The sequence below is a fragment of the Phytobacter diazotrophicus genome (assembly GCF_052061655.1).
GTDB lineage: Bacteria > Pseudomonadota > Gammaproteobacteria > Enterobacterales > Enterobacteriaceae > Phytobacter > Phytobacter diazotrophicus.
In genome coordinates this window covers 3,458,794-3,477,600 of record NZ_CM125428.1, presented here as the reverse complement: position 1 = coordinate 3,477,600, position 18,807 = coordinate 3,458,794, and the positions used below count along the sequence as shown (strand labels likewise).

22 protein-coding genes are annotated in these 18,807 nt (G+C 48.2%); 16 read left to right on the top strand and 6 right to left on the bottom strand.

From position 1 onward, the window contains the following. Nucleotides 1-5 precede the first annotated feature (5 nt). The 6 genes from ACS0RQ_RS16945 (at nt 6) to tnpA (ending at nt 4,202) form a co-directional block, all read left to right on the top strand. The gene (locus ACS0RQ_RS16945) at nt 6-524 is read left to right on the top strand and encodes a hypothetical protein (protein ID WP_039078780.1); all 519 of its coding nucleotides are present in this window, start codon (nt 6-8) and stop codon (nt 522-524) included. Further along, nucleotides 521-1,051 (top strand): DUF3833 domain-containing protein, encoded by a 531-nt coding sequence (locus tag ACS0RQ_RS16940; protein ID WP_107223001.1) that lies wholly within the window; start codon nt 521-523, stop codon nt 1,049-1,051. The genes ACS0RQ_RS16945 and ACS0RQ_RS16940 overlap by 4 nt, the downstream gene beginning before the upstream one ends. Nucleotides 1,052-1,064: 13 nt before the next feature. After that, nucleotides 1,065-2,024, top strand: a complete 960-nt coding sequence (locus ACS0RQ_RS16935; protein WP_271850902.1) for a YbgA family protein — start codon at nt 1,065-1,067, stop codon at nt 2,022-2,024. A 109-nt stretch (nt 2,025-2,133) separates the two neighbouring features. Beyond that, the gene (locus tag ACS0RQ_RS16930; protein ID WP_271850903.1) at nt 2,134-2,694 is read left to right on the top strand and encodes a VOC family protein; all 561 of its coding nucleotides are present in this window, start codon (nt 2,134-2,136) and stop codon (nt 2,692-2,694) included. Nucleotides 2,695-2,776: 82 nt separating this feature from the next. Then, entirely contained in the window at nt 2,777-3,520 is a 744-nt protein-coding gene (cutC, locus tag ACS0RQ_RS16925; protein ID WP_271850904.1) for a copper homeostasis protein CutC, read from the top strand. A gap of 223 nt (nt 3,521-3,743) precedes the next feature. Continuing rightward, on the top strand, nt 3,744-4,202 hold the full coding sequence (tnpA, locus tag ACS0RQ_RS16920; protein ID WP_038918153.1) for an IS200/IS605 family transposase: 459 nt from the start codon (nt 3,744-3,746) through the stop codon (nt 4,200-4,202). A 254-nt stretch (nt 4,203-4,456) separates the two neighbouring features. On the opposite strand, the gene cmoB is transcribed toward tnpA, so the two are convergent. The 5 genes from cmoB to ACS0RQ_RS16895 are packed head-to-tail and all read right to left on the bottom strand — an operon-like array spanning nt 4,457 to nt 8,033. Next, nucleotides 4,457-5,428, bottom strand: a complete 972-nt coding sequence (cmoB, locus tag ACS0RQ_RS16915; protein ID WP_271850984.1) for a tRNA 5-methoxyuridine(34)/uridine 5-oxyacetic acid(34) synthase CmoB — start codon at nt 5,426-5,428, stop codon at nt 4,457-4,459. Next, on the bottom strand, nt 5,425-6,168 hold the full coding sequence (cmoA, locus tag ACS0RQ_RS16910; protein ID WP_271850983.1) for a carboxy-S-adenosyl-L-methionine synthase CmoA: 744 nt from the start codon (nt 6,166-6,168) through the stop codon (nt 5,425-5,427). Before cmoA ends, cmoB begins: the two co-directional genes overlap by 4 nt. Nucleotides 6,169-6,207: 39 nt before the next feature. Then, a complete protein-coding gene (locus ACS0RQ_RS16905) occupies nt 6,208-6,603 on the bottom strand; it encodes an MAPEG family protein (protein ID WP_039078715.1) in 396 nt (131 codons plus the stop codon). Nucleotides 6,604-6,651: 48 nt separating this feature from the next. Continuing rightward, entirely contained in the window at nt 6,652-7,470 is an 819-nt protein-coding gene (locus ACS0RQ_RS16900; protein ID WP_039078716.1) for a DUF72 domain-containing protein, read from the bottom strand. After that, nucleotides 7,467-8,033 carry a hydrolase gene (locus tag ACS0RQ_RS16895; RefSeq protein WP_039078717.1) on the bottom strand — a complete coding sequence of 189 codons (567 nt, stop codon included), beginning with the start codon at nt 8,031-8,033 and terminating at the stop codon, nt 7,467-7,469. The genes ACS0RQ_RS16900 and ACS0RQ_RS16895 overlap by 4 nt, the downstream gene beginning before the upstream one ends. Nucleotides 8,034-8,301: 268 nt before the next feature. Between ACS0RQ_RS16895 and aspS the strand changes: the two genes are divergently transcribed. From aspS to ruvC, 4 genes are read left to right on the top strand one after another with little or no spacing between them, the layout of a single operon-like run. After that, nucleotides 8,302-10,086, top strand: a complete 1,785-nt coding sequence (gene aspS, locus ACS0RQ_RS16890) for an aspartate--tRNA ligase (RefSeq protein ID WP_039078718.1) — start codon at nt 8,302-8,304, stop codon at nt 10,084-10,086. 1 nt (nt 10,087) lies between these two features. Continuing rightward, nucleotides 10,088-10,531 (top strand): dihydroneopterin triphosphate diphosphatase, encoded by a 444-nt coding sequence (gene nudB / locus ACS0RQ_RS16885; protein ID WP_039078719.1) that lies wholly within the window; start codon nt 10,088-10,090, stop codon nt 10,529-10,531. 26 nt (nt 10,532-10,557) lie between these two features. After that, a complete protein-coding gene (locus ACS0RQ_RS16880) occupies nt 10,558-11,298 on the top strand; it encodes a YebC/PmpR family DNA-binding transcriptional regulator (RefSeq protein WP_047370910.1) in 741 nt (246 codons plus the stop codon). 34 nt (nt 11,299-11,332) lie between these two features. After that, a complete protein-coding gene (gene ruvC, locus ACS0RQ_RS16875; RefSeq protein WP_039078721.1) occupies nt 11,333-11,854 on the top strand; it encodes a crossover junction endodeoxyribonuclease RuvC in 522 nt (173 codons plus the stop codon). On the opposite strand, the gene ACS0RQ_RS16870 is transcribed toward ruvC, so the two are convergent. Then, a complete protein-coding gene (locus ACS0RQ_RS16870) occupies nt 11,826-12,668 on the bottom strand; it encodes a helix-turn-helix transcriptional regulator (protein ID WP_107222996.1) in 843 nt (280 codons plus the stop codon). The two genes, ruvC and ACS0RQ_RS16870, sit on opposite strands and share 29 nt — an antisense overlap. A gap of 67 nt (nt 12,669-12,735) precedes the next feature. On the opposite strand from ACS0RQ_RS16870, the gene ACS0RQ_RS16865 reads away from it, so the two are divergent. The 6 genes from ACS0RQ_RS16865 to ACS0RQ_RS16840 all read left to right on the top strand — a co-directional run bounded on the left by ACS0RQ_RS16865 (nt 12,736) and on the right by ACS0RQ_RS16840 (nt 18,640). Then, on the top strand, nt 12,736-14,397 hold the full coding sequence (locus ACS0RQ_RS16865; protein ID WP_334634738.1) for a recombinase family protein: 1,662 nt from the start codon (nt 12,736-12,738) through the stop codon (nt 14,395-14,397). A gap of 616 nt (nt 14,398-15,013) precedes the next feature. Beyond that, on the top strand, nt 15,014-15,529 hold the full coding sequence (locus ACS0RQ_RS16860) for a hypothetical protein (RefSeq protein ID WP_334634737.1): 516 nt from the start codon (nt 15,014-15,016) through the stop codon (nt 15,527-15,529). Between the two features lie 85 nt (nt 15,530-15,614). Then, on the top strand, nt 15,615-15,974 hold the full coding sequence (locus ACS0RQ_RS16855; protein ID WP_334634736.1) for a hypothetical protein: 360 nt from the start codon (nt 15,615-15,617) through the stop codon (nt 15,972-15,974). Nucleotides 15,975-16,478: 504 nt separating this feature from the next. Next, nucleotides 16,479-16,622: a hypothetical protein gene (locus ACS0RQ_RS16850; protein ID WP_334634735.1), complete on the top strand. Its 144-nt coding sequence runs from the start codon at nt 16,479-16,481 to the stop codon at nt 16,620-16,622. 47 nt (nt 16,623-16,669) lie between these two features. After that, on the top strand, nt 16,670-17,170 hold the full coding sequence (locus ACS0RQ_RS16845; protein WP_334634734.1) for a hypothetical protein: 501 nt from the start codon (nt 16,670-16,672) through the stop codon (nt 17,168-17,170). A 51-nt stretch (nt 17,171-17,221) separates the two neighbouring features. Beyond that, complete coding sequence (locus tag ACS0RQ_RS16840) at nt 17,222-18,640, top strand: hypothetical protein (RefSeq protein WP_334634733.1); 1,419 nt, start codon at nt 17,222-17,224, stop codon at nt 18,638-18,640. Nucleotides 18,641-18,807 lie beyond the last annotated feature (167 nt).

Genomic DNA, 18,807 nt, shown 5'->3' with positions numbered 1-18,807 from the left:
AAGCGCTGCGCTTTGCGCTGTTATTACTGATAGCCGCTGCTCCCTTAGCCAGCGCCTCTGACTGGCTAAACTGGCGCAAAACCGGTGACGCAACGTTAACCTGGGGGCCCTTTACCGTCTATACCTCGCAACTGCGCACGCCGCAGGGGCGTTATATCGCAGCGGATCAGGACCAGGCGTTAATCATTACCTACGCGCGGGACATCACGCGTGATGAACTGGTCGATGCGACTCGCGAACAGTGGCAGGCGCTGGGCATTCTGACGCGCGAAGCGCAGAGTCAGGCCTGGCTACGCACCCTGGCAACGCTCTGGCCGGATGTCCGTTCGGGCACGCAACTGGCGTTTGTTCTGCACGATAAACAAGGGCAGTTCTGGTATCGCGCTTCGGCGGCGCAAAAAGCCTTTACCCCGCTGGGGCCACCGCAATCCCTGGCGTTCAGCATCAGCTTTCTGGCCATCTGGCTCGATCCCCATACGCAATACCCCAGGCTGCGTCAGCAGCTCATTGGAGGTGAACAATGAAACGCATTCTGGCACTTGGACTGACACTTCTCTTAATGCTAACGGGCTGCAGTAGCGAAATAAATGACTATCAACGCCAGCAGCCGCCACTCGATATATTTCACTATTTTCAGGGCAAGACCGAAGCCTGGGGCATGGTGCAGGACTATAGTGGTAAACAATTGCGCCGCTTCCACGTTGAGATAGAGGGCGACGTGGTGGGGGACACGCTGACACTCAACGAACATTTTGTGTACGACGATGGCGAAAAACAGCAACGGGTGTGGCATATCCGGCGTACCGGTAACGGCCGCTATGAAGGGACTGCCGGCGATATCGACGGTGTTGCACGGGGTCAGGCGGCAGGCAATGCCTTTAACTGGCGTTACAGCATGAACGTGACGGCTGACGGGAAAACCTGGCTGCTACACTTTGATGACTGGCTGTATCTGCAGGACGATACACACCTTTTCAACAAAACCGCCATGAAGAAATTCGGCATTACCGTTGCAACGGTCACGCTCTTTTTCACCCGAAAAACACAATAAAAAGGAGAGGGGTATGAAAACTCAACCGACGATTGGTATCAGCGGCTGTTTGACCGGCTCGGCCGTGCGTTTCGATGGCGGACATAAGCGCATGGGGTTTGTGATGGACGAACTTGCCCAGTGGGTGACCTTTAGCCCTGTCTGCCCGGAGATGGCTATGGGGCTGCCCGTACCCCGCCCGGCGTTGCGTCTGGTTCAGACCGCCAGTGGCGAGACCCGGATGCGCTTTAGCCAGGCGCCGAATGAGGATATGACCCAGAAAATAGATGACTTCACCACGGCGTATCTGCCCCGCGTTGCCGAACTGGCCGGTTTTATCGTCTGTGCGAAATCACCGAGTTGCGGAATGGAACGCGTGCGACTGTATGATGAAAAAGGCGGGCGAGGGCGTAAAGAGGGGGTGGGGCGTTTCACCGGCGCGCTACTCTCGGCGTACCCGTGGCTGCCGGTGGAAGAAGACGGTCGCCTGCACGACCCGGTATTGCGCGAGAACTTTGTGGAGCGCGTATTCGCGTTGTATGAGCTCAATACCCTGCGGGCACGTGGTCTGACCCGTCACAGCCTGCTTGATTTTCACAGCCGCTACAAACTTCAGTTGCTGGCACATCATCAGGCGGGATACCGGGAGATCGGGCCGTTTGTCGCGTCACTTTCCCAGTGGGACAACCTGGAGGCGTTTTTCGAGGCTTACCGGGAAAAGCTGATGGCGATCCTCAAACACCCGGCCTCCCGCAAGAATCACACTAACGTATTGATGCACATTCAGGGGTACTTTCACGGCAAACTTACGCCTCGTCAGCGCGGTGAGCTTCGGGAGGTGATTCTTCACTATCGCGCCGGGTTGCTGCCGATACTTGCCCCCTTAACGTTGCTCAAACATTACCTTGGCGAATACCCTGACCATTATCTGCTGGCACAAAACTATTTCAACCCCTATCCCAACGACCTGGGGCTTCGCCTGAACCTCAAATAACCGGGTGGCAGTGACGTCAGACGCGGGCGACGTCACTGCATAACCTGAGTTGGTGACGTGCGCAGAACAGGGTAAAGTATCGCCCGAATTCATCGCATGGGAATAAACAATGGCTGGCTGGCAACATATTGACGAGCTGCAGGATATCGCTGCAGATCTCCCGCGTTTCATTGAGGATCTGACACACCTTGTCACCCGCCTGGGGCTGGATATCCGTGACCTCAATGCTGACCATATCTCCTTGCGCTGTCATCAGAACGCGACGGCTGAGCGCTGGCGTCGCGGCTTTGAACAGTGCGGTGAGCTGCTTTCAGAAACCCTTATTAATGGCCGACCCATCTGTCTGTTCAGGTTATCGCAACCGGTGCAGGTCGCGCACTGGGCATTTAGCGTGGTCGAACTGCCGTGGCCGGGGGAAAAACGTTACCCGCACGAGGGGTGGGAGCATATCGAAATTGTACTGCCGGGTGAGCCGGAAACGCTCAATGCCCGCGCACTGGCGCTGCTTTCGGATGAGGGGTTGAGCCAGCCAGGCATTTTTGTGAAGACCAGTTCGCCAAAAGGTGAACGAGAGCGCCTGCCGAACCCCACGCTTGCCGTGACCGATGGTAAAGTCACCATCAAATTTCACCCCTGGTCGATAGAAGAGATAGTCGCCAGCGAGCAATAGAATCTCACTGTGTGAGGGCGCTCAGCACACGGGTTGTCAAATAATGCCATGCTGAGCATGCTGCATCTTAAAGGGAGAAGAGATGACGTTACTGGAAATATGTTGCTATAGCGCAACCTGTGCGGAGATCGCGCAGCAAAACGGGGCGGACCGCATTGAGCTGTGCGCCGCGCCGAAAGAAGGTGGGCTTACCCCCTCCCTCGGGACGCTTAAAGCCGCCCGTCAGCGGGTCACCATCCCTGTGCACCCGATAGTGCGCCCGCGCGGGGGCGATTTTTGCTACAGCGACGATGAATTCGCCGCCATGCTGGAGGATATCCAGTCCATCCGCGAACTGGGTTTTCCGGGAATGGTAACCGGCGTGCTGGATGAGGACGGCAATGTCGATATGCCGCGTATGCAACAAATTATTGAGGCGGCAGGGGGGATGGCGGTCACTTTTCATCGCGCTTTTGATATGTGTGCAAAACCGCGTGAAGCCGCTGAAAAATTGAGAGATTTAGGGGTTGCCCGCATCCTGACGTCAGGTCAACAGGCGAGCGCAGAAAAAGGTCTTTCATTAATTATGGAACTAAATACCCATTCAGGTGTTCCAATCATTATGGCTGGCGCGGGTGTCCGTGCAGCGAACCTGATGCGTTTTCTTGACGCAGGCGTGAAAGAAGTTCACAGCTCAGCGGGTATCTGGACACCATCGCCCATGCGTTATCGCAATACAGGATTATCCATGTCGTCGGACGCTGCCGCGGATGAGTATTCGCGTTATGGTGTGGACGGCGAGGCAGTGGCGGTGATGAAGACAATGATTGTTCAGCATCGCCCATAACCGGTTTTTACCGCGCATCATGTCGCCCAATATGATGCTTGCTCGTACCAGGCCCCTGCATTTAACAGGGGCCTTTTTTTATCTATAGAAAACCCCCAGCTAGGCTGGGGGTTCCGGAAAGCTTTCAGCTTTAAGCCAGTTATTAAAACCCCTTTTGATTTGTTAAAACAGCTTGCGGTCTGGCAACTGCAAAAGTTCAACAAGAAATCAAAAGGGGGTCCCGATGGGGGACGAAAAGAGCTTAGCGCACACCCGATGGAACTGTAAATATCACATAGTTTTTGCGCCGAAATACCGAAGACAGGCGTTCTACGGAGAGAAACGTCTGGCGATAGGCAGCATTTTAAGAAAGCTGTGTGAGTGGAAAAACGTACGGATCCTGGAAGCTGAATGCTGTGCAGATCATATCCATATGCTTGTGGAAATCCCGCCCAAAATGAGCGTATCCGGCTTTATGGGATATCTGAAAGGGAAAAGCAGTCTGATGCTTTATGAGCAGTTTGGAGATCTGAAATTCAAATACAGGAACAGGGAGTTCTGGTGTCGGGGATACTACGTGGATACGGTAGGGAAGAACACAGCGAAGATACAGGAATACATAAAGCACCAGCTTGAAGAGGATAAAATGGGTGAGCAGTTGTCGATCCCTTATCCGGGCAGCCCGTTTACGGGCCGTAAGTAAGGAAGTTTGATGCAAATGTCAGATCGTATGCGCCTGTTAGGGCGCGGCTGGTAACAGAGCCTTACAGGCGCATCTGAAAAACCTCCGGCTATGCCGGAGGATATTTATTATCTTTCGCCTGCATATTTCGGCCTGCAACGGCGTTGGCTTTCCTCGCTCACCCTGGTCACATAGTTATCTACGCTCCCGGGGATGCGCTGCGTCGCCGCCTTGCTGCAAACCAAACTATTTTGGCAAAAGGGCTTCGTCACTCATCACGGTTTACGTGCAATTAACACCGCACGCACCGGGGCCGGGTAGCCTTCAATGGTCTTCGTGTTGTCATTTGGGTCGAGGAAATCTGCCAGCGACTCGGTCACCATCCATGACGTACCGCGCTGCTCCCCGGTGGTGGTCGCGCAGACATCGGCGATACGGACATCAACAAAGCCGCACTTCTCAAGCCAGTTTTTCAGCGCCGCCGCCGAGGGAATAAAATAGACGTTACGCATCTGGGCATAGCGATCACCCGGCACCAGAACGGTATGCTCATCACCGTCGACAACCAGCGTTTCCAGTACCAGTTCACCGTCTTTCACCAGTTGATCTTTCAACTGCCACAGGTGCTCCAGCGGTGAGCGACGGTGATACAGTACGCCCATTGAAAAGACGGTATCGAAGGCATTCAGCGCCGGAAGCTGCTCAATACCCAGCGGCAATAAATGGGCGCGACGATCATCCCCCAACAGCTTACGCACTGCTTCAAACTGACACAGGAACAGTTGCGTCGGGTCGATGCCCACGGCCAGCTTTGCCCCCGCGCCAATCATGCGCCACATGTGATAACCACTGCCACAGCCTACATCGAGAATAGTCCGGCCCTGCAAGTCAGACAGGTGCGGCAGCACGCGATCCCATTTCCAGTCGGAACGCCATTCCGTGTCGATATTGATGCCATAAAGAGAGTAAGGCCCTTTGCGCCACGGCATTAGATTGCGCAGCAGGGTCTCCATGCGCGTCAGTTGCCCTGGGCTTAATGGCGTTTCGCTTTCGGCGGTGACGCTATTAAGCAAGTCGAGATGCGAAGGCGTCAGTTCGGGTAAAAAATTCACCGCATTGGTCCACTGTTTGAACTGACCATGAAGCTGGTCACGTTGCCAGGCGGCAATCTGCGCCGGCAGGGTTTCTAACCAGTGAGACAGGGGGCTGACGGCGATTTGCTGATAAAAACGCTCGAAGGTGATCATGCCTGGTCACCCGCTTTCAGGGCAATCAGCGAACCAAAGTTAAAACACTGGAACCAGACTTCGCTATGTTCAAACCCGGCCTGTTGCAGGCGGGATTTATGCTTTTCGACCGAATCCGTCAGCATGACATTTTCCAGCATGCTGCGTTTCTGGCTGATTTCCAGCTCGCTGTAGCCATTGGCACGTTTAAAGTCGTGGTGCATGTTGAATAACAACTCGCCGACGTTGGCATCTTCAAAACTGAATTTCTCGGACAGCACCAGCGCGCCGCCGGGATTTAACCCCTGATAAATCTTATCCAGCAGCGCCTGACGTTCTTCTGGCACAAGGAACTGCAGGGTAAAATTCAGCACCACCATTGAGGCGTTTTCAATGGTGATATCGCGAATATCGCCTTCAATAACCTCGACCGGCGTAGGCGCTTTATAGGCATCAATATGACGGCGGCAGCGTTCAACCATTGCCGGCGAGTTATCAACGGCAATGATTTTGCAGCCGTCGTGGTGAATATTACGGCGCACGGAAAGCGTCGCGGCGCCTAAAGAGCAGCCCAGGTCGTAAATCTGCGTCTGTGGCTGAACGAAACGCTCCGCCAGCATGCCGATCATCGAGATAATATTGGAGTAACCCGGGACGGAGCGCTGGATCATATCCGGGAAGACTTCGGCAACCCGTTCATCAAAGGTCCAGTCGCCCAGGCTGGCGATAGGCGCGGAAAAAAGCATGTCGCGGTTAGACATAATGTAAACATCCGGGAAAACAAAGTGGCGTATTGTGCGCTAACGCAGGGAGAAAACCAACTCCCACGGCATATACCACAGGTTTGCGACCACCATCAGTAGCAGCGAACTCCAGGTCGCGCTCATTCCGGAACGACGCCAGCTTAGCTGTCGGTGATGAAGCCCGTAGTAATGCATTAAACGTCCGGCAATAAGTAGAATGCCGCACACGTGAACCATCCAGGTTTCAGCGCCGTTCATCTCCATAAATAACAACAGCACCAACGCCAGCGGAATGTATTCCACCGCGTTGCCGTGAATACGGATGGCGCTTTGCAACTCGCTGAACCCACCGTCGCCATAGCTGACGCGGTATTGCATGCGCAGACGCACAACATCAAATGAAAACTTAATGAGCAGTAACGCACCCAGCACGGCATACAGCGCGCTTACCATACAAACTCCCTTTATACGCGGATGGCTTTACAATGATAGGTAATCCATTCAGAAAAGAGAAGATTGCTGAGGAATGGACGGAGGAGTGCCAATAGAGGGCAGCGCCTGCTGAAGATCTTTCCATAATACATCCACGAGTTCCGGCGACTGGCCGTTATCAGGGGTATGCAAAAACAGATATGGCGTGCTCTGCTTCTCCCATTGCGGCAGCTTCTCCAGCCAGACGCTGAATAATTGACGATTCTGTTCCATATCGTCACTACCGATAAAGCGGATCAATGGGTTTTGTGCGGTCACCAGGGCATGAACCGGCAGCTTAGGCTTCTTGCGCTGCGCATCCCTCACCGCTTCGCTGTGGGGGATGGCGCTGTGAATAGGGCGGCTATCCAGAATCACCCGGTTGACGCCGCGCTGGTGCAGACCGCGGTTAAGCGACAACTCCGTCTCTCCTTTGGCAAAAAATTCCGGGTGGCGCACTTCAACACCGTAGGTGAAATCCGCCGGAAGCGCATCCAGGAAAGCCCACAGTGCCGGAAGATCGCGCGGACCAAACGTGGCGGGCAGTTGTAACCAGTACTGGCCGATACGCGTTTCCAGCGGCGCAAGACGGGTGAAAAATTCCTGCGTCAAATCGCTGCACTGGCGCAGCGAGGCCTGATGGGAAATGGTCGCCGGAAACTTAAAGCAAAAGCGAAAATCATCGTGGGTTTGATCGTACCAGCGCTGGACAATTTCGGCTTTCGGCAGGGCATAGAGCGTGGTGTTGCCCTCCACGCAGTTAAAGTGGCGGGCATACTCTTCAAGACTGGTGATGCCAAGGCGCACCCATTTCGGGTGCGACCATTGCGGCAGGCCAAGGTAAATCATAACGCGGCCAGGATCTCCCCGGTGCTGCGCACGCGACCAATTCGCGGGAAGATATTTTTCATGCTGCCCTGATGCTGTTCGCTGCTGGCGGCGGAGCAGGCATCTTCCGCAACCACCAGGTTAAAGCCCAGTTCCCAGGCGTTGCGGGCGGTGGATTCCACGCCGATGTTGGTGGAAATACCGCACAACACGATGGTGTCGATACCGCGGCGGCGCAACTGCAACTCCAGATCGGTACCGTAGAATGCGCCCCACTGGCGTTTAGTGACCTCAATGTCGCTCTCTTTCTTGCCAAGCTTCAGCGGATACGTCCACCAGTTTTCCGGCAACGCGTGACCGCCAGTTTGCGCATCGACCGGCTGTTTTAACGCTTCGGCAAAATCGGCAGACCAGCCAACGCGGACCAGAATGACCGGCGCACTGTTAGCGCGAAACGCCTCAGCCAGCGTCGCGGCACGTTTCACCACATCCTCAGCGCTGTGCGGACCACCGGCAAACGGCAGAATACCTTCCTGTAAATCGATAACCACCAGGGCGGTGTTGGCAGCATTAAGTTCAAGCATGATAACTCCTGAAAAAAGAATGAGGTCGCACTTACCTTACGCGGTATCCTGCTGCACCCGGTTTACAAATTTTGTTAATTTTTGTGAGAATACGCACTAAGCGTGCGCAGCAAACGCGCGTACAGGCGGTATCGGGCTTATCGTGTGCCATTATTTCCAGTATAATAGCCGCCTTTTTTCATCCAGTTGTGACATTCAGCTAAAGCTGCGACATCGTCGCCTGCACGGCAGGCAACAATCAGCCTGCGGCAAAGTTAAGGGATATCTCATGCGTACAGAATATTGCGGACAGTTGCGTAAGTCCCACGTGGGGCAGCAGGTGACTCTGTGTGGTTGGGTCAATCGTCGTCGTGATCTCGGCAGCCTCATTTTTATTGATATGCGTGATCGTGAAGGCATCGTTCAGGTGTTCTTCGACCCGGACGCCGAAGCCTTCAAACTGGCTTCCGAACTGCGTAATGAGTTCTGCATCGTGGTGACTGGCACCGTGCGTGCTCGTGACGAAAGAAACGTCAACAGCGATATGGCGACCGGCGAAGTGGAAGTGTTTGCCAGCGAACTGACCATTATCAACCGCTCTGAGCCGCTGCCGCTGGATTCCAATCAGGTTAATACCGAAGAAGCGCGTCTGAAATACCGCTATCTGGACCTGCGTCGTCCGGAAATGGCCCAGCGCCTGAAAACCCGCGCCAAAATTACCAGCTTCGTGCGTCGTTTTATGGATGACCACGGTTTCCTTGATATCGAAACCCCGATGCTGACCAAAGCGACGCCGGAAGGCGCGCGCGACTATCTGGTGCCTTCACGCGTACATAAAGGCAAATTCTACGCGCTGCCGCAGTCTCCACAGCTATTCAAACAGCTTCTGATGATGTCCGGCTTCGATCGTTACTACCAGATTGTGAAATGCTTCCGTGACGAGGACCTGCGCGCTGACCGTCAGCCAGAATTCACCCAGATCGACGTGGAAACCTCCTTCATGACCGCACCGCAGGTGCGTGAAGTGATGGAAGAGCTGATCCGCAACCTGTGGCTGGACATTAAAGGCGTCGATCTGGGCCAGTTCCCGATCATGACTTTCGCCGAAGCGGAGCGCCGTTACGGTTCCGATAAACCGGACCTGCGTAACCCGATGGAGCTGGTGGATGTAGCCGATCTGCTGAAAAACGTTGAGTTTGCAGTCTTCTCTGGCCCGGCTAACGATCCGAAGGGCCGCGTTGCCGCGCTGCGCGTGCCGGGCGGTGCCTCTCTGACCCGTAAGCTGATTGATGAATACGGCAACTTTGTGAAGATCTACGGCGCGAAAGGCCTGGCTTACATTAAAGTGACCGAACGTGCGAAAGGCATGGAAGGCATCAACAGTCCGGTGGCGAAATTCCTGACCGCGGACATCGTGGAAGCTCTCCTGGATCGTACTGGCGCACAAGACGGCGACATGATTTTCTTCGGCGCTGACAACAAGAAAGTGGTAGCTGATGCGCTGGGTGCGCTGCGTCTGAAACTCGGTAAAGACCTGAGCCTGACCGACGAAAACAAATGGGCGCCGCTGTGGGTTATCGACTTCCCGATGTTTGAAGACGACGGTGAAGGCGGCCTGACCGCAATGCACCATCCGTTCACCTCACCGAAAGACATGACGGCGGATGAACTGAAAGCCGCGCCGGAAGAGGCGGTTGCGAACGCTTACGATATGGTTATCAACGGCTACGAAGTGGGCGGTGGTTCTGTGCGTATTCACCGTGGTGACATGCAGCAGACCGTGTTCGGCATTCTGGGCATTACTGAACAGGAACAGCGCGAGAAGTTCGGCTTCCTGCTGGATGCGCTGAAATTCGGTACCCCGCCGCACGCAGGCCTGGCATTTGGTCTGGATCGTCTGACCATGTTGCTGACCGGCACCGACAACATTCGTGACGTTATCGCCTTCCCGAAAACCACTGCGGCTGCTTGCCTGATGACCGAAGCACCGAGCTTTGCTAACCCGGCTTCTCTGGCGGAACTGGGTATTCAGGTGCTTCCGAAAGCGTCAAAAGAGATTTCGGAGAACGAATAATATGCAATTCAAGTATCCCGTTTCTGTCTTAGTTGTTATTTATGCCCAGGACACGAAGCGGGTGCTGATGTTGCAGCGACGCGACGATCCCGATTTCTGGCAGTCGGTTACCGGCAGTCTGGAAGAGGGAGAGTCCGCATCGCAAGCCGCCGCGCGCGAAGTAAAGGAAGAGGTCGCCATTGACATTGCGACTGAGCAACTGGCCTTAATTGACTGTCAGCGCACGGTGGAGTTTGAAATTTTTGAACATTTACGTCATCGCTATGCCCCTGGCGTGGTGCGCAATACCGAATCCTGGTTCTGTCTTGCGCTACCCCATGAACGGTCGGTCGTGTTCACTGAACATCTGGCTTACCGCTGGGTTGATGCGCCGCAAGCGGCCGCGTTAACCAAGTCATGGAGCAACCGGCAGGCGATTGAAGAATTTGTAATTCATGCCGTATAAATCAACGGTTAAGTGGAGAGTTTCTTATGGCAGGTCACAGTAAATGGGCCAACACCAAACACCGCAAAGCGGCACAGGATGCCAAGCGCGGTAAAATCTTTACCAAAATTATTCGTGAGCTGGTTACCGCAGCGCGCCTTGGCGGCGGCGATATCGGTTCCAACCCGCGTCTGCGTGCGGCAGTGGATAAAGCGCTGTCGAACAACATGACCCGTGACACCCTGAACCGTGCTATCGCACGTGGCGTGGGCGGTGATGAAGACGCGAACATGGAAACCATCATTTATGAAGGTTACGGTCCTGGCGGCACAGCGGTAATGGTGGAATGTCTGTCTGACAACCGCAACCGTACCGTTGCCGAAGTGCGCCATGCCTTCACCAAAACCGGTGGTAACCTGGGCACTGACGGTTCTGTTTCTTACCTGTTCAGCAAGAAAGGCGTGATCTCTTTCGAGAAAGGCGACGAAGACACCATCATGGAAGCGGCGCTGGAAGCGGGCGCGGAAGATGTTGTGACCTTCGACGACGGTGCCATTGACGTCTACACCGCATGGGAAGAGATGGGCGCAGTGCGCGATGCGCTGGAAGCGGCAGGCCTGAAAGCCGACAACGCCGAAGTCTCCATGATCCCGTCAACCAAAGCGGATATGGATGCGGAAACCGCACCGAAACTGCTGCGTTTGATCGACATGCTCGAAGATTGCGACGATGTGCAGGAAGTTTACCATAACGGTGAAATTTCTGACGAGGTTGCGGCTACTCTGTGATGAGGCAACTTATCGCAATAACCGGAGACGCGTGATGTCTGTCATTCTCGGTATCGACCCGGGTTCACGCGTAACCGGTTACGGTGTGATTCGCCAGGTAGGCAGGCAACTGACCTACCTGGGCAGCGGATGCATCCGTACCAAAGTTGATGATTTACCGTCGCGCCTGAAATTAATTTATGCCGGTGTGACGGAAATCATCACCCAGTTCCAGCCTGATTACTTCGCGATTGAACAAGTCTTTATGGCAAAAAACGCCGATTCTGCGCTCAAGCTTGGGCAGGCGCGCGGTGTGGCCATTGTGGCTGCTGTAAACCAGGATCTGCCCGTGTTTGAATATGCGGCCCGTCAGGTCAAACAAACCGTCGTCGGTATTGGCAGCGCCGAGAAAAGCCAGGTTCAGCATATGGTACGCACCTTGCTAAAACTTCCGGCGAACCCGCAGGCCGACGCCGCCGATGCGCTGGCGATTGCTATCACCCATTGCCATGTCAGCCAGAACGCAATGCAGATGAGCGATACCCGGCTTAATCTGGCGCGCGGGCGGCTGCGCTAAGTAACGCACTGATTTTTTGGGCATCCTCAGGTGTTGACGGGTTATAGACGATCATCGTCAGATCTGGCTGCCCTTCAACGGCAAAACTCGAATATTCCAGCGATAATCTCCCCGCCTCGCGATGAATCAGCACTTTCGTGCCTTCACCCATCGTGTCGATGGTATTGCTGCGCCACAGTTCGGCGAACAGCGGCGACGCGGCCATCAATTCATCAATAAGCGGTTTCACTTCTGCTGTTGCGCCTGAGCGGGTGGCATCCGCGCGAAAAGCGGCGACCAGCGACTGCGCCAGGCCTTCCCAGTCTGCCTGAACCTCACGCACCCGTGGGTCGAGAAAGATACGCCGCAGAATATTGCGCTCGGTATGGGGCAGCTTTGCATAATCGGTCAGCACGACGGCAGCGGGCTGATTCCATGCCAGTACACACCATGTCGCGGTGCGGATCATCGCCGGGCTGAGCGTCATACAATCCAGCACCTTTTGCAGCCGTGCCGTGACGGCCAGCGACGGGGTATAACGCACCTCAGGGGCGCGTCCGAGCGCCAGATGGAAGACATGCTCACGTTCGGGTGGGCTAAGTTGTAGAGCGTGGCATAAGCGCTCCAGCACTTCTGCTGAGGGGGTGCCGCCGCGCCCTTGCTCCAGCCAGGTATACCAGGTGGCGCTAATACAGGCCAGATGCGCCACCTCTTCACGACGTAATCCGGGTGTTCGACGACGCCCGGTATGAAAGCCAAGCGCATCCGGGTCGAGCCGCGCACGGCGGTGTTTGAGGTAATCGCCTAACTCTGTGGGACGGGTATCGCGCTGCATCCTGTTAGTCCTTATACCACCATGTATCATGCTACTATACAGTATGAGTTTACTTAGGATCCGGTACATGAAAACGAAAAAAGTGTATTGCTACTGTCGCGTAAGTTCAGGTCGCCAGAAATCAGAAATGGGTGGTTTTGGTATGAGCCGCCAACAAAACTTACTAATGCAGTACATTAATAACTATGACGATGAACCAAAACTTGGATATACACTTGATACCAGTGCTGTTGTTTTTCTTAACGCCGAGGGGGTTTCTGGTTTCTCAGGAAAGAACATTGCACCAGGTTCAGTACTGCATGGATTCATAGATGATATTGTAAAAGGAAGAATCAAAAATGCAGTATTGGTTCTTGAAAATATTGATAGATTTTCGCGTGTAAATCCAAACACTGCAACTGAATTGTTTTTGAAATTAATTAATAACGGTTGCGATATACACGAAGCAGAACAGGAAACAGTACATCATCAGTTATCTGATACGAATCTAATAAGTGCAGGATTAACACGTAGCCATAAAGAATCATTACGTAAACAAAAGCTATCTACGAAAAATTGGGATAAGAGATTTGATAGTCTCATAAAGAATAAAGAAGCTCATACTGCTCGTTGCCCTGGCTGGTTGAAAGTTACAAATGGTGAGTACAATATTATTGAAGAACATGCTAGAGCAATACGATTAATCTTTGAATTGTACAATAAAGGTTATGGACAAGCGTTTATACGTGATGAACTGAATACCAGGGGTTGGCTATACAATGGTAAGACTTGGGGAGGGTGGAATATTCATCGCGTTCTTACGGATGTACGAGTAACCGGAAAATATAGACCTCAGTCGAAAATACGAAAAGAATATGATGGAATGATTATTTACCCTGAAATCATTTCACAAAGTGAATTCAAAACTGCCGAGCAAAAATTAAAAAGTAAAGGACGCAGTAAAACTATATTGAGAAGTGCTAATAATCTTTTTTCTGGCATGCTAATGTGTGGCATATGCAATGAGGCACATCTATTCGTTATGATAGATTACAAAAATAGGTACTGCCGTTGCTCACATGTTGTAGCAGGAAATAAAAGATGTAGTGCCAGAGGTTTTAAATATGAATTTCTCGAAGTGGCACTTCTAAATCATTTGCGAAAATTAAATGATGTAATCATAGCACCAGTGCAAAATGAAGAATTTGACAAGATCAATGATGAACTAATTTACACTATAAAGTACCGTGATGAAGTTAGGAGTGATATTGATCAAGAGGATATACCCGATCCAAGCGATAGACGCATATTAAAAAATCTGCAAATTAAGATTAGAGAACTTGAAAATAGACTTGATGATTTGAAGAAGAATAGTAATATAAAAGATGAAGTTAATGCTATTGCTCAGAACATTACTGATCGTTTATTAGACCGAAAGAATGTTGCAATGAGGCAAGAGTTCAATGTTCATCTTCGAAAGGTTATCAAGAGAATAGCAGCTTTTAGAACTAACTCTGATACTATTCTAATATCAATTGAATACTATTCTGGGAAGGAATTGCAATGGCTCAACGTTGATGCCAAAGATGGTCAGGTAATAGGTAATGTATATATCAGCGAAGATGAAGTAACCTTTTTAACAAAACAAGGTACTGTAATTTATAACCAAAAAAACAACACATATATACAAGGCGAAAACATTATCAGTAAAGATGAAGTACTTAACCTTTTACCCAAAGATACTTTGTAATTTTGATATATAAAAACGCGGTACTTCTTAAATTTCGACCTCGCAGAACGCTTCCTGTGAGGTTTTTTTACGCCTGCCAATGTAATTGTTCGTCTTTAGCCTAGTGGCCTTAAAATGCGATACAGAGCGTTTTAGACGATCCATGAATAATCACACCCCATTATTGCATTTTGATGCACATTAGATGCATGAATATTGAATTAATGTGCAGGAGTTTTAACCTGTCTGTACAATAAATGAACTTTCTATGTCTATTTGATGATTCTTGGGCCGACTTATCGCGATAACGCCAGCGTCAAGAATAGAGCAATAATATTAAAATCAAGTACTGGAATATTATTTGAATGGAAAAATACTAGTAATTAAATGTACTAATAAAATAACTATTAGAACGTGCGGAAAGAGTTATTAAGAAGGAATTTAAAGTACATTTTTAATTTTGAGTTTTGTCAACAATTACTTTAAGATTTTCTCATTTATTTGTTGCTGCAAGCCGTTCAGAATGGTAATATATTTCCATCAGCCCGACACGCGATAAAATTAAATTGAACGTCAATCAGATTATTAATTAATCGACGGGCCGCTCATTGTCATTTTATAATTAAGCGAGGCAGTCATGAGTAAAAATAAAAAGGTAACTATTAATGATCTCTTGAAAAAACAAGAAGCTATTCAAGAGCAGATTAATAAAATTAAAGAACAAAATGGTTTATATAATGAATGCAAGAATGAACTTATTAATAAAGGTATCAATATTGAAGAGTTTATTCGTTATCTCGGTGGTGTACCATCTGCTAATGATAAATTTCTAGTTGTTTTTGATGGGGCTGAATACAGTACTTCCCATAAGAAACTAGTTAAAAAGCTAACAGACAGTGATGCATATAAACAATTGATTATAGAAAAACCGGAAATGATGGTACTTGATACTTTCATGCGAGCATATAGTACCCAGTATTGTGAAGCCTATCCATTGAATGCTCGATATAAAGATTCAGAATTTTATTTAAATGCTAACGGTACACTTAATTCAATATCACAGCGAATGTTTGACAAGTATTGTACTGATAGTGGATTGAAGAAATCCGATAACTTGATTAAGCAATTTAAAGAAGCAGTTTTTATTATGTGAGATTAAGTATGGATAAAAGTATTTAATGCCTAAAAGCTATGTACATCAAATGATGTGGCTAAATTCAATAAACAAAGAGATCTAAATGATAACTAAAAATCAACCATACGGCGATCAAGATGACCCGAATCTCCAGCTTTACATTGTACTGAGAGCTATATTCCCCCAAGGGCAACTTTACGAATCATCTAAAACGTATGATCCCGATGGCTTCATGTATGAATTCGTCGTAGATAATACGCAGTATACAGTTGATTGTAACCGCCGTGGTATGTGTCTACTGAAAGGGGCAGATAGACCCGGCGACGAAGATACCCATTTTGTTGCGATTAGATCTGGAGGCGTTTATCATTATAACTGGCGTATTCGTTATAGAAAAGTTGACGGTGAAGTAATTAATGAAGTTGAGAAAGCTATCTTGAACATTATGGTTCCATACTTCTAATTATCCACGATTTACATTTTGCATAGTTAACACTACTAATATGGGGTTTATTATTGACGTTATTCAGTTTACTACTTAACTATCGGTTGCGACATAATCATAATTTTTTATACCATATCATTAGTAATTAGCCTCCATTATGGGGGCTTTTTTGTACTTGATGATAAATACAATGTAATTCAAATGGAGATTAATTCATGTTGTGTTTATTACAAGAATTTATAGTCGGTTTGTTATACATTTTTCTACTGTATCCATTAATAATGATTTTTTATATCTTAGTACTTATATTTCGGATTATATACCCATGCATGACAAAAAGAATAAATAAAGATAATAAGAAGTAAATCATTCCTGAAACAAAAATGATTTATGGCTTATACTCTTAATGTCAGACTGATCTGATAAATAGAATAGTAATCTCCAGAAAAGAATCCCCTCGTGACATTGGGGATCTTTTTTGGACGGTTTTTTTTATTAAATGTATAGCAGAGGGGAAACTCAATGAAAAATCAACAAATCAATGTTCGACTCAATGAACAACATTTAAAAACATTACAACAAATAGTACAACAGGGTAAGGCAAAAACACAAAGTGCTGCATTGGTCTATCTCATCGATCAGTACGCAATATTAGGTAGTAAGTAATCAGTACTTCAAGGATTGAAGTACTTTAATATAAAGGATTATATAAAATGATAAAGATAAATGATTTAAAATATACACGTAATCAATACCAACTATATAAAGAAGCATACAGGTATTGGCAGAATATGCATTACAGAGTTGAACATAGCAAAAATTACACTAGTGTGAGTATATGCAATGCATGGTATGCATTTAGTAATTTCTATGCTTGGTTCGAGCCAAACTATGAAATAGGCTGGCAATTAGATAAAGACCTTCTATCAGGTACTATATACAGTCCAGACACCTGCTTGTTTGTACCTAATGAAGTAAATCAGTTGTTTCGAAAATTCAGCACATCCTTAATGAAGGGAGTTGTACAAAATCATAAAGGGTATCAGGCTCAAATTTCTATCAATGGGGTAATAATAAAATTAGGTACATATCCTACAGTGCAAGAAGCACATGAAGAATATGTACTTGCACGAAAAGAAAGGTGTTTAGCTTTATCTAACCAATACTCAAATTACACAAAGTTAAGTTCAGTACTTTACAACTATTCAAAATAATAAAAAAGCCAGCGGGAAGGCTGGCTATTTTAATGCAAATGGAGATATTACATGACTATTTATAAAAAATTAAAGTACATTAGTTCAGATTGCGGCAGTGGTAAGACACATACACTAATACAACAAATAAAACGTACTGATGATCGGTATATCATCATACAAGGTACATTACAATTGGTCGAACAGACACATAACGACTTAGGTATTGTATCAAAGATGATAACGTCCCGAAGCTGTACCGAGAGCGTAGAGAAGGATTTACATACCTTTCTACTTAATCCTACACACCGGGTACTAATCATTACAGACAAGGCTTTTATGCGTATAACTGATTTATCATTACTTCGTCAGTGGCGAATCTACTTGGATGATGTAGTGAGTTTTCATACGTTCAATGTAATTAATAGTGAGAAGAAGTTTGAAGTTGAATGTCAATTATTCCGGGATTTTGATGAATTATCCGATCAGTACCTAACAGCAAAATCCGTTACGGAATTCAATGATGATTTAGTACAGGCAATGAGTACCAAATTTGGTTTTATCCAAGACTATGACCACTTCGTGATGAATAGTAATTTCTTTACTAAGATTGGTAAGGTAAGTAATCAGGATGTTTACTCAAATGAGTGTAAGCAACTAACAATTCTGGCTTGGGTTGATATTGCAAAGTACTCAAATCTTGATATTACGTTCATGGCAAATAAATTTGAAGAGAGTCTAATCTATAAGGGTAATTCAAATCTATTTGAAGAAGTAAAACTAACTGGAATGCTTGAGCGTACAGTACCTGTAAGTGATAGATTGAAGGTGTATTATTTCAGTGAGGAACGTTTTACACGTACCTATAGAGATAAGAATCCAGATGCATTAGCAAAAGTAGCTGAGTGGATTAATAGTAACTTGAATGCATCTGAGTACTTCTATACTACTAATTCAGACAGTAAGGGTATCCTAAATGGTAAGTATATTGATCCTGTTAGTCGTGGTATGAATACATTTCAGAATTACACAAAATGCGTCTGGCTTGCGAGTATGAAGCCGTCACCTGTCGAGACTAAACAATTAGAACTAATGTTCACATTAACTCGTGATGAAGTAGTACAGGCACGTGAGAGGGAAAACCTTTATCAATTTATCAACCGATCTAATCTTCGTGATTACGCTAGTACAAACATGATTGAGGTGTATGTATTTGACAAAGAACAAGCTCAATCGTTAAGTACTAACATTGAGTACATTGATATAGGTCTTGATGGTACTGATGCAAATAAATTTGTACCTTTGACTCTTTCAAGGGCAGAGGCAAAACGTTTGGAACGTATTACAAAAGAGAAATACCCAACTATTGAGGAATTTGATAAATGGATGAGTAAGATAAACAATATGGAAATGGATCAGGCTAAACGGGATCATTTCTACGCTAAGTACTCAAAATTGCAAAATGGGAAATCACCATCAGTACCCCAATAAAATGTCGCAAAATTACCAAAGGATCTATAGGTAAAAACACGACAAAATTAATACCGAAGGGAGTAAAACAAGTGCAAGAGGACGGGCTTTGCTCGTTCGATTGCACTTGTTTTATGACATAAGGCGGTATGTGCCGCCTTATCGAGATTATTTCCCTTTATATAATT

Coding starts and splice junctions, on each gene's coding strand:
- ACS0RQ_RS16940 (WP_107223001.1), top strand. CDS start 521: ATGAAACGCATTCTGGCACTTGGACTGACACTTCTCTTAATGCTAACG.
- ACS0RQ_RS16935 (WP_271850902.1), top strand. CDS start 1,065: ATGAAAACTCAACCGACGATTGGTATCAGCGGCTGTTTGACCGGCTCG.
- ACS0RQ_RS16930 (WP_271850903.1), top strand. CDS start 2,134: ATGGCTGGCTGGCAACATATTGACGAGCTGCAGGATATCGCTGCAGAT.
- cutC (WP_271850904.1), top strand. CDS start 2,777: ATGACGTTACTGGAAATATGTTGCTATAGCGCAACCTGTGCGGAGATC.
- tnpA (WP_038918153.1), top strand. CDS start 3,744: ATGGGGGACGAAAAGAGCTTAGCGCACACCCGATGGAACTGTAAATAT.
- cmoB (WP_271850984.1), bottom strand. CDS start 5,428: ATGATCACCTTCGAGCGTTTTTATCAGCAAATCGCCGTCAGCCCCCTG.
- cmoA (WP_271850983.1), bottom strand. CDS start 6,168: ATGTCTAACCGCGACATGCTTTTTTCCGCGCCTATCGCCAGCCTGGGC.
- ACS0RQ_RS16905 (WP_039078715.1), bottom strand. CDS start 6,603: ATGGTAAGCGCGCTGTATGCCGTGCTGGGTGCGTTACTGCTCATTAAG.
- ACS0RQ_RS16900 (WP_039078716.1), bottom strand. CDS start 7,470: ATGATTTACCTTGGCCTGCCGCAATGGTCGCACCCGAAATGGGTGCGC.
- ACS0RQ_RS16895 (WP_039078717.1), bottom strand. CDS start 8,033: ATGCTTGAACTTAATGCTGCCAACACCGCCCTGGTGGTTATCGATTTA.
- aspS (WP_039078718.1), top strand. CDS start 8,302: ATGCGTACAGAATATTGCGGACAGTTGCGTAAGTCCCACGTGGGGCAG.
- nudB (WP_039078719.1), top strand. CDS start 10,088: ATGCAATTCAAGTATCCCGTTTCTGTCTTAGTTGTTATTTATGCCCAG.
- ACS0RQ_RS16880 (WP_047370910.1), top strand. CDS start 10,558: ATGGCAGGTCACAGTAAATGGGCCAACACCAAACACCGCAAAGCGGCA.
- ruvC (WP_039078721.1), top strand. CDS start 11,333: ATGTCTGTCATTCTCGGTATCGACCCGGGTTCACGCGTAACCGGTTAC.
- ACS0RQ_RS16870 (WP_107222996.1), bottom strand. CDS start 12,668: ATGCAGCGCGATACCCGTCCCACAGAGTTAGGCGATTACCTCAAACAC.
- ACS0RQ_RS16865 (WP_334634738.1), top strand. CDS start 12,736: ATGAAAACGAAAAAAGTGTATTGCTACTGTCGCGTAAGTTCAGGTCGC.
- ACS0RQ_RS16860 (WP_334634737.1), top strand. CDS start 15,014: ATGAGTAAAAATAAAAAGGTAACTATTAATGATCTCTTGAAAAAACAA.
- ACS0RQ_RS16855 (WP_334634736.1), top strand. CDS start 15,615: ATGATAACTAAAAATCAACCATACGGCGATCAAGATGACCCGAATCTC.
- ACS0RQ_RS16850 (WP_334634735.1), top strand. CDS start 16,479: ATGAAAAATCAACAAATCAATGTTCGACTCAATGAACAACATTTAAAA.
- ACS0RQ_RS16845 (WP_334634734.1), top strand. CDS start 16,670: ATGATAAAGATAAATGATTTAAAATATACACGTAATCAATACCAACTA.
- ACS0RQ_RS16840 (WP_334634733.1), top strand. CDS start 17,222: ATGACTATTTATAAAAAATTAAAGTACATTAGTTCAGATTGCGGCAGT.